Source organism: Micromonospora acroterricola, assembly GCF_003172955.1.
Taxonomy (GTDB): domain Bacteria; phylum Actinomycetota; class Actinomycetes; order Mycobacteriales; family Micromonosporaceae; genus Micromonospora; species Micromonospora acroterricola.
Window position 1 is genome coordinate 1 of record NZ_QGKR01000238.1, and the last position, 11,520, is coordinate 11,520.

Consider the following 11,520-nt stretch of genomic DNA (forward strand, 5'->3'; position numbering starts at 1 on the left):
CCGCCTAGCCCGCTTAGCCCGCTTAGCCCGCTTAGCCCGCCGGAGCGTGGCCGCAGCACCCGGCGCCGCGACGGGTGGCCCAGGCCGCGCGCCGGCGGCGGGTCGCGTGGGGCAGGGCGGTCAGCCGGAGAGGGTACGGCGGCCCGGCCGACCGCCACCGCGCATCCGCTGGCGGGGTGGCGGGGTGGCCGGCTTCGGCCGCTTGAGGTGGTAGCGGTGCAACTCGTTGTTGCCGGGCAGGGATGGGTCCTCGCTCATCGCGACCAACTCCCAGCCCTGGTCGCCGGCCCGGTTGAGGTGGGCCAGCGCGGTGTCGCCGTACGGCGTCACGTCGATCATCGAGCCGTCCGGGCCGTACCAGACGAAGACGACCTCCCAGCCCAGGTCGTTGGTCGCGGCCTGGCGACGGCGGATCAGCAGTGCGTACTCCCACTTGAGCATGGCGTCATTCTCACCCTGCCGTCGCCCGCCGGCACGGATCAATCCTCGGCGATCCGCCCGGCGTCGACGCGCAGCAGGCGGTTCGTCTCGATCTCGGCTAGCATCCGCCGGTCGTGGGTGACCAGCAGCAGCGTGCCCGGGTAGCTGGCCAGGGCCGATTCCAGTTGCTCGATGGCCGGCAGGTCCAGGTGGTTGGTGGGCTCGTCGAGCACCAGCAGGTTGACGCCACGGCCCTGGAGCAGGGCCAACGCCGCCCGGGTCCGCTCACCGGGGGAGAGGGTGGCCGCCGGTCGGGGCACGTGCGCCGCGCGCAGCCCGAATTTGGCCAGCAGCGTCCGCGCGTCCGCCGGCGACATCTCCGGTACGGCCGCCTGGAACGCGTCGATCAGCGGCGCGTCGCCGAGGAACAGCCCTCTGGCCTGGTCCACCTCGCCGATCACGACGCCCGGCCCGAGTGCGGCGGTGCCGGCGTCCAGTGGCAGCCGACCGAGCAACGCGGCCAGCAGGGTGGACTTGCCCGAGCCGTTCGCCCCGGTCACCGCGACCCGGTCCGCCCAGTCGATCTGGAGGTCCACCGGCCCGAGGGTGAACCCTCCCCGGCGTACCACGGCGCCGCGCAGCGTGGCCACGACGGCGCCGGCGCGGGGCGCGGCGGCGATCTCCATCCGCAGCTCCCACTCCTTGCGGGGCTCCTCGACCACGTCGAGCCGTTCGATCAGCCGCTCGGTCTGCTTGGCCTTGGCCGCCTGCTTCTCGGACGACTCACTGCGGAACTTGCGGCCGATCTTGTCGTTGTCGGTGGCCTTGCGCCGGGCGTTCTTGACGCCCTTCTCCATCCAGGATCGCTGGGTCCGGGCTCGTGCCTCCAGCCCGGCCCGGGTGTCCGCGTACTCCTCGAAGTCGGCGCGGGCGTGCCGGCGGGCCACCTCGCGCTCCTCCAGGTAGGCCGCGTAGCCGCCGCCGTAGTGGCGCACCTGCTGCTGGGCCAGGTCCAACTCCAGCACCCGGGTCACCGTGCGGGTGAGGAACTCCCGGTCGTGGCTGACCAGCACCGTGCCGGCCCGCAGCCCGGTGACGAACTCCTCCAGCCGCTCCAGCCCGGCCAGGTCCAGGTCGTTGGTCGGCTCGTCGAGCAGGAACACGTCGTAGCGGCTGAGCAGCAGTGAGGCCAGCCCCGCCCGGGCGGCCTGGCCGCCGGAGAGCCCGGTCGTCGGGTGGTCCAGGTCGACGGCGAGCCCCAGGTCGGCGCTCACCTGCTCGGCGCGTTCGTCCAGGTCGGCGCCGCCCAGCGCGAGCCAGCGCTCCAGCGCGTCGGCGTACGCGTCGTCGGCGCCCGCCGCCCCGGCGGTCAGCGCCTCCGTCGCCGCGTCCAGCGCGGCCTGTGCGGCCGTCACCCCGGTCCGCCGGGCCAGGAAACCGCGCACCGTCTCGCCCGGCCGCCGTTCCGGCTCCTGGGGTAGGTGCCCGACGGTCGCGGTGGGCGGGCTGAGCCGGACGCTGCCGGCCTCCACCGGCAGCAACCCGGCGAGGGTACGCAGCAGCGTCGACTTCCCGGCGCCGTTCGGCCCGACCAGGCCGACCACGTCGCCGGGGGCGACCACCAGGTCCAGTTCGGCGAAGAGTGGGCGGTCACCGTGCCCGGCGGCCAGGTCCTTGACGATCATCGTGGCGCTCATCAGGACGGCAGCCTATCCGGCCGCCCGCATACGGGCAGGCGGCAGCGGGCAGACTCAACGGCGTGGTGACCACACTGGCGATCGACTGCGGAGGCGGGGGCATCAAGGCGTCGGTGCTCGACGAGGCGGGCACGATGCGGGCCCGGCCACTGCGGGTGCCGACCCCGTACCCGCTGCCGCCTGCGCTGTTCGTCCGGACCCTGCTCGACCTGGGCCTCCGGCTGCCAACGGCGGACCGGCTGACGGTCGGCGTTCCCGGGATGATCCGGCACGGCGTGGTGGTGACCACACCGCACTACGTGACCCGGAGCGGGCCACGCAGCCGGGTCGACCCGGACCTGCTCGCCGAGTGGTCCGGCTGGGACGCCCGGGGCGCGCTGGCCGACGCGTTCGGGGTGCCCGCGCTGGTGCTCAACGACGCCGAGGTGCACGGTGCCGGGGTGGTCGCCGGCACCGGCTGCGAGCTGGTGCTGACCCTGGGCACCGGGCTGGGTAGCGCTCTCTTCGACGGCGGGGTGCTCGCCCCGCACCTGGAGCTGTCCCACGCGCCCGTGCGCTGGGGGACCACCTACGACACGTACGTGGGCGAGCCGGAGCGCCGCCGGCTCGGCGACGCCTTCTGGTCCCGGCGCATCCGGCAGGTCGTGGACGGGCTCCGTCCGGTGTTCCGCTGGGACCGGCTCTACCTGGGCGGAGGCAACTCGCGGCTGATCCGGCCGGAGCAGCTGGCCCGGATGGGCGACGATGTGGTGGTGGTGCCGAACACCGCGGGGATCGTCGGCGGCGTCCGCGCCTGGGAGCTGTCTACCGGGCGCCGGGACGCCCGCACCTGACCCACGAACGCCGGAACGACGCGATCCACCCGGGGGAACAGTCGCCAAACGGCCGGCGTTGTGCCAGCGTCGGAACTGGTGACGGCGCGATCCGAGGAGGTGGGCAGATGGATCTTCTGGCGGACTACCGGCGGGCGACCATGTTCTTCGAAGCCGGTGACCCGAGCGGAGCGGCCCGACTGCTGGAGCCGATCGTGGACGCCGAACCCGGCAACGCGGCGGTCCGGCAGCTGCTGGCCCGGGCGTACTTCCAGTCGGCCCAGCTCAACCGGGCGGAGGAGCAGCTGCGGGAGCTGGTCGACCGGGACCCGAGCGACCACTACGCGCACCACGTGCTGGGCCGGACGCTGGAGCGGCTGAACCGGCACTCGGACGCGTTGCGGCACCTGCGGATCGCCGCCGCGATGTACGCGGCCAACGACGACTACCGGATCGCGCTGGAGCGGGTGGAGACCCGCCTGGGCGGCACGCGCTGAGCGCGTACCGGTGACGTGCACGGGGCGGCCCTTCGGAGCCGCCCCGTCGTCGTCCGGCGGGCGGGCCGCCGGGCGTGCCTAGGATGGCGGACATGGGACCTGACCGGCCGGCGGCTGCGGCATGAAGCTCAAGCTGGATCTGCACGAAATCTTCAACAAGGGCCAGGACATCGACCGCGCGCTGCGCGGGATCATGGACGAGGCGGTGGCGAAGAAGGCCACCCTCGTGGAGATCATCCCTGGTAAGGGATCGGGCCAGCTGAAGAAGCGGGTGCTGCGATTCCTCGATCAGAAGGACGTCAAGCAGCTCTATCACCGGGTCGAGAAGGACTCGAAGAACTTCGGCCGGCTCTTCGTGCACTTCCGGTGGAAGTAGCAGCCGAGCCGCTGGAAGTAGCAGCCGAACTGGCTCAGTGGGCCTTCGCGTCCGGGCGCGCGCCGTGGCCGACCGGGCGTCGGGACCAGCACTGCGGGCGCTGCCGGACGGCGAGCTCCAGTGCCTGATGGTCGGACTCGATCATTTCCCGGGCGATTCGACGCGCCATCTCCAGGCGGTCAACCTGCATGTCAAGATCCGTCGGGCCGGCGCCTGCCATATCGAACTCCTCGTCAGCGTTCGAACTAGTCGCATCATCCGTCAGGTCGGAAGTCGTCACCATTCTCCGATCGGTGGAATCCAACCGCCCGTACGGCTCCGGTTGGCGTACCCCGGTTGCGCCGATGGTAGCGGCGCCCTGGTCGCCGCGCGCGGAAGTGCGGAAACTGTTCGCCGCATGTGTCGCCGTCAATGTCGGCGGTCACGGCCGAACTTGCCGCCGGTCGGTAGATTGCACGGTGCGCGGGTCGGGGGGCGCGACATGTCCGGTGAGGGACCTTTCGCAAGGAGGACCGCCGTGCAGCAACCGAGGACCGACCCGCTTTTCGTCGCCGTCGAATCGGAGATGATCACCCGGGCGGACGTTGCCGGGCTGGTCGCCGGGCGGCTGGCCGCCGTCCGGGTGCCGGGGCTGCTCTCCGCGGCCCGCTGCCACGCGATCACCGCCGCTCTCGCCGCCGCGCCGATGGACCGCTACGACGAGAGCCGGGTCTTTCCCGTCGTCGCCAAGTTCGGCCCGGCCATCAACGACCACCGCGATGGCGGTGACCTGCGCGAGGACTACTGGGACGCGGCCCGTGCGGCCGAGAAGGGCTGGTCCACGCTGGGCCTGTCGGACGCGCCGCGGGAGCTGTGCCTGGCCGCGTTCCGGGCCGCCTGGCCGGACGTCGCGCCCGGGCGGCGGCAGCGGCGGGAGATGCACGTCGGCATCGTCCGCGAGATCAACGCCGGCCTCCAGGTGCACTTCGACGACGCGGTCCGGGAGTACGCCGGGCGGCTGCTCGACACCGACGTGGTGGCCCAGTTGGCGTTCAACATCTACATCCGGGTGCCGCCGGCCGGTGGCGAGACCGTGCTGTGGCGTCGGCGCTGGCAGCCGGACGACGACGACCTGCGGATTCCGGGCGGGTACGGCTATCACGAGTCGGTGGCCGACGGCGCGCAGTCGTTGACCCTGCGTCCCACGCTCGGCGAGGGGTTCCTGTTCGATCCACGTCACTACCACACGGTGCGTCCAGCGACGGATGGCCGACGAATCTCCATAGGATGCTTCGTCGGGCTCACCGACGACGGTCGACTGGCCCTCTGGTCGTAGCGAAGGGCGTTTTCCCCATGGTGGACAGAAGCGACGTCGAGGCGGCTGCGGCGCTGGTCGAGGGGCGGGTCCGGGAAACTCCGGTGCTCACCGTCGACGGCGCCGATCTGGGCGTGCCGGGGCTGCTCAGCCTCAAGCTGGAGTTGCACCAGCACACCGGCTCGTTCAAGCCGCGCGGCGCGTTCAACCGGATGCTCCAGGGGTCGCTGCCGCCGGCCGGGGTGATCGCCGCCTCGGGTGGCAACCACGGCCTCGCCGTCGCGTACGCGGCCCGCTCGTTGGGCGTGCCGGCGGAGGTCTTCGTGCCGGTCACCGCCTCGCCGGTGAAGGTGCAGCGGCTGGCCGGTCTGGGCGCCCAGGTGCGGCAGGTGGGCCAGCACTACGCCGAGGCGTTGGCGGCGAGCAGCCAACGCGCAGCGGAGAGTGGCGCGCTGGTCGTGCACGCTTACGACCAGCCGGAGGTGGTGGCCGGTCAGGGCACGGTGGGCCGGGAGCTGGAGCGGCAACTGGACGGGATCGACACCGTGCTGGTCGCGGTCGGCGGCGGGGGGCTGGTGTCGGGCATCGCGAGCTGGTTCGACGGGTCGGTCCGCGTCGTCGCCGTCGAGCCGGAGCAGATTCCCACCCTGCACTCGGCCCTCAAGGCCGGCCGGCCGGTCGACATCGAGGTGGGTGGCATCGCCACGGACTCGCTGGGGGCCCGCCGGATCGGCGACATCGCCTTCGACACGGCCCGCCGGACCGGGGTGGTCTCCGTGCTGGTCGGCGACGAGGATCTGGTGCGGGCGCGCCGGCTGCTCTGGTCGGAGCTGCGGGTCGCGGCCGAGCTGGGTGGCGCCGCCGCGCTGGCCGCACTTGTCGGCGGCGCGTACGTGCCGCAGGCGGGGGAGCGGGTGGCGCTGATCGTCTGCGGCGGCAACACCGACCCGAGCGACCTGGGGCCGGCCGCGCCGCACTGACCCCGTCGCCGGGCCGCCCTCGTCCGATTCAGCGGCTGGCCCCAGAGCAGCGTCCGCCGTCGGCCGCCCCGCTGCTCAGCGGCCGGCGGGGGGAGTGTCGTCGCCGTCCCGCAGGCGGCGCAGCGCGTGTTCCACCTGGAGGGTGTCCAGGTGGGTGTCCCCGAGCAGTCGCCGACGGTCGGCGAGCAGCTGCTCGTACGCCTCGATGGCCGTCTCGAGCCGCCCCTGGAGCAGCAGCACCGCCGCCAGGGTGGCTCGGATGGCGAGCACCTCGCCGCGGTCGGCGTGCCGGGGCTCCACGGTGGCCAGGGTGGCCCGCAGCTCCGTCTCCGCCTCGTCGAGGCGGCCCTGCGCCTGCATGCAACGGGCCAGCGTGTGCCGGGCCTGCCAGGTCTCCGGCTGGTTGAGTGGCCAGGTGCGGTACCGGACCTCCAGGATGGCGTGCAGCATCTCTTCGGCCTCGGCCGCCCGGTGCTGGGCGAGCACGGCCAGCGCGAGGCTGTGCCGCACGACCATGGTGTCCCAGTGCTCCGGACCGCGGACCTGGTCCTCCGCGGCGACGATCTGCCGGAGCTCCAACTCGGCCTCGGGCCACTGACGCTGCGCCATGATCGCCTTGGTCAGCTTGTGCCGGCTGGCCAGCGTGTCCGCGTCGTCGCTGCCCAGCACCCGGGTCCGGTCCGCGATCACGTCGCGGAGCACCCGCTCGGCCATCTCCGGCTGGTTCCGCTCCAGCCAGGTACGCCCCAGCTCGTGGCGCAGCGCCAGGATCTGCGGCCGGTCCAGGTCGTGGTCGTACACGGCGCAGCCGCGCACGATCGGGTCGAGGATGTCGAAGGCCGAGCCGGGCAGGCCGACCGCGATGAGGTAGCGGGCGGTGAGGCGGGCCAGCTCCAGCGCCCGGCGTACCGTCTCGGGGTCGTGCTTGTGCTTCTGCGGCGCCAGGTATTCCCGCACCGCCTCGACCAGGTGCGGCACCAGCACGTCCCAGTTGGCCCAGGCGGCCGAGTCGTCCGGGCTCAGCCCCTCGGTGGCGGCGAGCAGCAGCTTCATGACCACCCGGTGGTACTCGGCGATCTGCTCACGGACCTCGTCCCGGTCGCGGAACATCGCGTGCACGAGGGGGTGCAGCGACAACACGTGCGCGAAGGCGGGGTCGGTGACGTCCTCCCGGACGTCGAAGTCGACCAGGGCGAGGTCGCCGATGCCCTCCAGCACCTTCACCCGCTGCCGGCCGGTGAGCCCCTCGAAGAGCGGCGACCCGGCGAGGATGGCCGGCTTGAGCACCACCTCGTAGGGCACCTGGGAGACGCTCAGGCAGGCCAGCACGTTGAGCAGCGGCCGGCTCTGCTGGAGCTGACGGCGGGCCAGCAGGTCCAGCGAGATGTCGTCGACCTCGCGGACGATCTCCAGGCCGAGCGACTCGTCGAGGTCGACGTCCGCGGCGTCGCGGGGCGAGCGGAACCGGCGCTCGACCGCGGCCCGGTAGTCGGCGAACGTGGTGATGGTGGAGGAGCCACGCCAGACCGGGCTGGCGTTGACCGACCGCAGGTAGTTGCCGGCCGCGCGTAGCGCCAGCGGCAGCCCACCCAGCTCCCGGGCCAGCTCCCGCGCGTCGGCCGGATCACCGGCGTCCGCGCCGGCCCGGTCGATCAGCACCTGGGCGCCCGCCTCAGCGTCGAGCGGGCGGACCTGGTGCAGCGTCGACCAGGTGCCCCAGGTGGCCCGGTTGCCGTCCCGGGTGGTCACCAGGACCATGCCCTCCTCGGCCTCCGGGCGGCGCAGCCAACCGGTGCCGTCGGCGAGCACCCCGTCGGTGGGGCCGAGCGTGCCCGGCTCGTCGACACTGTCGAAGATCAGCAGCCAGGGCTGCGCGGCCTGGTTGAGGTAGCGCCAGACGAGGTCGGTCGCGCTGATCATCCCGGCCCAGGCCTGGTCGACCTGCGTCTCCGAGGCGCCGAGCTGGCTGACCACCTCGCGCATCCCGGAGTTGAGCCGGCCCGCCTGCACCCACCAGACGGTCCGGCCGTCCGCCCGGGCCCGGCGGGCGATCTCCAGGGCGACGTGGCTCTTTCCGGAGCCGCCCATGCCGCACAGGATGTGCACCGAGGGCAGTTCCCCGGCGGCCATCGGCGGCTGCATGATCTCGTCGATCAGGTCGTCACGCCCGTGCAGCGGGCAGTCCAGCCGCCCGAGCGGCGGGTCGACGGAGACCCGACTCGGCCGGTCGTAGGCCGGCCGAGGCACGCCGGCATCCTCGGGTGGAACGTCCGCAGTCAATGCGGTCCCCCTTCGGTGGCGAAAGTGCTGCGTGGCGGGCAAATGAAAGATCAGTCCACTGAGTGGACAGTCGGAGGGGTTGCTTCGCGCACCACGTCATCCGCAAGCGTATCCACCCCCGTACTGGCTTGCACACTCTCCGTTTAGGCCGCCCCGCCGACCGGAATGGTGCCGCGATTTCCGTTTCGCGTTCTGATTCGGGCCGATCCGCCGTGCTCCTCGTTCACCCGGCGCCTCCACGATGGACGTATGAACTGGCTGCCATACCAGGACACCGCCGACTGGGGGTCCGTGCCGGACTGGTTCGGCGCGGTCGGCTCCATCGTCAGCGTCCTCATCGTCTACCTCGGACTGCGCCGGGAGATCCGTGCCCGCCGCACCGACGAGCTGCGGGGACGGGCCACCCAGGCCAGGTTGGTCTCGGCGGTCGCCGAGATCCGCGGCAACTCGGTGCTGCGGGTGGTCGTCGCCAACGAGAGCGACGCACCGGTGCTGGACGTGACGGTGCTGCCGCTGCTCGTCCCACCGGACGATCCGGAGGGCACGCCGACCGAGCTGGCCGGGGCGAAACAGGTACGCCGGATTCACGGGCGGGAGAGTCAGGAACTGTTCGTCACCGTGACGGCGGAGCATCGGTTACGAGCGGCTGACGCCGTTCTGGTGGATCTCACCTTCACCGATCACGACGGAAACCGGTGGCGCCGCAGCGGTGCCGGTCAACCCGAAGCGGTGGGCTGACCGCATTTTCGCCCGATCCGAAATGGCGCCGCCCCGGCATTCCCGATCGGTACGCCGAGCCGGTGGTCCGGCGGAGAAATACTCGCCGGACCACCGGACCGTTCGTCAGAGGGGATAGGTGCGGGCGACCGCCAGCATCTCGGAGCTGTGCGAGCCGACGACGCCGACGGCCGAGGGCCGGGGACGGAAGCCGGGCAGCGCGTCCAGCCCGTCGCTGGCGTCCATCGCCCTCAGTGCCACCTGCCCGGCGATCGGCCGCAGGGTCAACGTGACCTCGATCCCCTCCGCCGGCGGGGCGTGGAAGACCAGCCCGAAGCCCCACTTGCCCTCGCGGGGCTCGACCGGCACCGACCGGCCGGCCACCTCGGCCCGCAGCACGGTGGCGGTCGAGGTGTCGACGTGCAGCGTGGCGAGACGGACCGCTCGCTGCGGGGTGAGCCGTAGCCGCAGCGTGCGTACGCCGTCGGAGCCGGAGTCGCCCAGCACCTCCAGCTTCGGCGCCGGCAGGCTCGCCGGCTGCGCCGGGCCGGTCCGCAGCTCACCGTCGCCGAGCCCGGGGAAGTCGTCGCCGACGTCGGTCACCCCGTCCACGTAGCCGTCCGTCCACGGCTGCGGGTCGGTCTCGTGGCTGAGCCAGCGGGCCTGGCCGGTTCCCGCGTCCATCGCGTACATCAGGTGGGTGGGCGCGGGATGGGCGGCGTCGAACCGGTCGACGGCAAGCCCGACCCCGGCGAGCAACACCGCCGCCAGAGCGGCGGCCCCGGCCGGCAGCACCGCGAGCCGCCGGGCCCGCAGCGCCACCAGCCCGCGCTGGCCGCCGGCCTGCGGGTGCAGCAGGTCGACCACCGGCAGCGCGGTCAGGCCGAGCAGCACCGCGACCAGCGCCGCCACCCCGCCCATCGCCATCCCCAGCGCGGGGAAGAGCAGCACCACGGTGGGCAGCAGGATGACCACGCCGACCGCGCCAGCGGCGGTCACCGCCACCACCGGCCACGGCCCGGTCTGGCGCGTGCCGAGCGCGACCAGCCCGCCGAGGGCGCCGGCCAGCGCCGGCAGGGTGGTGAGGTACGCCCCGCCGGGCACCGCCACGGCGAGCAGCACCCCGAGTACGGCCAGCCAGGCCAGCCCGCCGAAGGCGAGCGCGGCCGGCCCGATCCGGCGACGGGTCAGCACGTACCAGGTGAACAGGATCGCGGCGGCGAGCGCCAGCACGGCCAGCCGGTACCAGATCGGCCGGTACGGGTCGAGCAGTTCGGCGTACCCCGGCCGGATCGCGGTGATCGCCATCCAGAGCAGCTGCGCGGCCAGCGGAGCGGCCACGATGGGCACCAGGGCCAGCCCGAAGCCGGCGGCCAGCCGGCCGGCGCCGGCGCGGCCCCGCCGGCGGATCAGCCAGCCCAGCGCGGCCACCGCGAGCACCGCGAGAAGGGCCAGCGGAAGGGTGAGCCAGCCGGGGTAGTGGACCAGCCCGCCGGGGACCGGGAAGTAGGTGGCGTCGTGCCCGGAGCGCAGGTCGGTCAGGTCGGTACGGCCGAACTCCCGGGCCAGGCCCAGCGCGTTGTCCCCGTGCTGCTGGAGGCTGCCCCGGTCCATGGCCGCCGGCGTGTCCAGCGGCGTGTGGTAGATCGCGCCGCCGTCGATGTACGCCGAGTTCAGCCCGACGAACTTCCGGTCCAGGAACGCCGTGAAGTCGGTGTCGTTGGGCAGCGCGCGGTAGATCTCCACCGCGAACGAGGTGCCGACCGGGTGGGGGGCGGCCCGGCCGAAGACGTCCACCAGCTTCGCGTTGTTCCGCGACGTCTCGAACATGATCACCGGGCCGGTGGAGCCGCGCGCCTCCAGGTTGAGCACCACCCCGCCGTCGGCCGCCAGCGGGTGGCTGGCGGCGAACGCCGACGCGCCGCAGAGGCACGCCTCCTCGGCGTCGGTCAGCACGAACACGATGTCGTTGCGCGGACGGGGGCCTGCGGCCAGTGCCCGGGCCACCTCCAGGATGGTCGAGGTGCCGGCGGCGTCGTCGTTGCCGCCCGGCCCGGTCTGCACCGAGTCGTAGTGGGCGACCAGGAACACCCGACCGGTCGAATCGGTGCCGGGCAGCCGGGCCACGACGTTGCGTACCCGGGCCAGGGTGGCCCCGCCCGCGGCCCCGCTGAGCTGACCGGCCTCCGGGGCGACCGTGTCCTGCACCTCGGTCTCCAGGCCCAGCCCGCGCAACTGCTGCTCGATGTGCGCGCGGACCTGGTCGTTGGCCGGGCTGCCGGCGACGTGCGTCCGGGCCGCGATGACCTGGACGTCCTCGTACGCCCGGCCAGCGCTGAACTCGTCCGCCGGCGCGTCGGCCCGCGTCGGTGCCGGGGTGCGCAGGTCGAGCAGGCTGCCGGCACCGACGGCGGCCAGCGCGATGAGGGCGGCCGCGGCGGCCGCGA

At 73.3% G+C, this 11,520-nt stretch carries 10 protein-coding genes and 1 pseudogene; 6 read left to right on the forward strand and 5 right to left on the reverse strand.

What is annotated here, in order from left to right; all coding sequences use genetic code 11:
• Positions 1-195: 195 nt before the first annotated feature.
• Both DKT68_RS21290 and DKT68_RS21295 read right to left on the reverse strand, forming a co-directional pair.
• Positions 196-441: pseudogene (locus DKT68_RS21290) on the reverse strand (hypothetical protein); the annotation flags it as partial.
• Between the two features lie 38 nt (positions 442-479).
• Positions 480-2,117, reverse strand: a complete 1,638-nt coding sequence (locus DKT68_RS21295) for an ABC-F family ATP-binding cassette domain-containing protein (RefSeq protein WP_109819172.1) — start codon at positions 2,115-2,117, stop codon at positions 480-482.
• A gap of 62 nt (positions 2,118-2,179) precedes the next feature.
• On the opposite strand from DKT68_RS21295, the gene DKT68_RS21300 reads away from it, so the two are divergent.
• From DKT68_RS21300 to DKT68_RS21310, 3 genes are all read left to right on the forward strand, one after another.
• Complete coding sequence (locus tag DKT68_RS21300) at positions 2,180-2,950, forward strand: ROK family protein (RefSeq protein WP_109819173.1); 771 nt, start codon at positions 2,180-2,182, stop codon at positions 2,948-2,950.
• Between the two features lie 107 nt (positions 2,951-3,057).
• On the forward strand, positions 3,058-3,426 hold the full coding sequence (locus DKT68_RS21305; protein ID WP_109819174.1) for a tetratricopeptide repeat protein: 369 nt from the start codon (positions 3,058-3,060) through the stop codon (positions 3,424-3,426).
• A gap of 121 nt (positions 3,427-3,547) precedes the next feature.
• Positions 3,548-3,802, forward strand: coding sequence for a Smr/MutS family protein (locus DKT68_RS21310; RefSeq protein ID WP_007465523.1), 255 nt, complete (start codon positions 3,548-3,550; stop codon positions 3,800-3,802).
• Positions 3,803-3,836: 34 nt separating this feature from the next.
• On the opposite strand, the gene DKT68_RS21315 is transcribed toward DKT68_RS21310, so the two are convergent.
• On the reverse strand, positions 3,837-4,085 hold the full coding sequence (locus tag DKT68_RS21315; RefSeq protein WP_109819175.1) for a hypothetical protein: 249 nt from the start codon (positions 4,083-4,085) through the stop codon (positions 3,837-3,839).
• 234 nt (positions 4,086-4,319) lie between these two features.
• On the opposite strand from DKT68_RS21315, the gene DKT68_RS21320 reads away from it, so the two are divergent.
• Both DKT68_RS21320 and DKT68_RS21325 read left to right on the forward strand, forming a co-directional pair.
• The gene (locus DKT68_RS21320; protein ID WP_109819176.1) at positions 4,320-5,117 is read left to right on the forward strand and encodes a 2OG-Fe(II)-dependent halogenase WelO5 family protein; all 798 of its coding nucleotides are present in this window, start codon (positions 4,320-4,322) and stop codon (positions 5,115-5,117) included.
• 17 nt (positions 5,118-5,134) lie between these two features.
• Positions 5,135-6,076, forward strand: a complete 942-nt coding sequence (locus tag DKT68_RS21325) for a threonine/serine dehydratase (RefSeq protein ID WP_109819177.1) — start codon at positions 5,135-5,137, stop codon at positions 6,074-6,076.
• A 75-nt stretch (positions 6,077-6,151) separates the two neighbouring features.
• On the opposite strand, the gene DKT68_RS21330 is transcribed toward DKT68_RS21325, so the two are convergent.
• Positions 6,152-8,323, reverse strand: coding sequence for a tetratricopeptide repeat protein (locus tag DKT68_RS21330; RefSeq protein WP_109819178.1), 2,172 nt, complete (start codon positions 8,321-8,323; stop codon positions 6,152-6,154).
• 282 nt (positions 8,324-8,605) lie between these two features.
• Here DKT68_RS21330 and DKT68_RS21335 point away from each other — a divergent pair, with 282 nt between their 5' ends.
• On the forward strand, positions 8,606-9,094 hold the full coding sequence (locus tag DKT68_RS21335; RefSeq protein ID WP_109819179.1) for a hypothetical protein: 489 nt from the start codon (positions 8,606-8,608) through the stop codon (positions 9,092-9,094).
• Between the two features lie 105 nt (positions 9,095-9,199).
• Here DKT68_RS21335 and DKT68_RS21340 read toward each other — a convergent pair.
• On the reverse strand, positions 9,200-11,520 hold a 2,321-nt coding region (locus DKT68_RS21340; protein WP_109819180.1), incomplete at its 5' end, for a M28 family peptidase.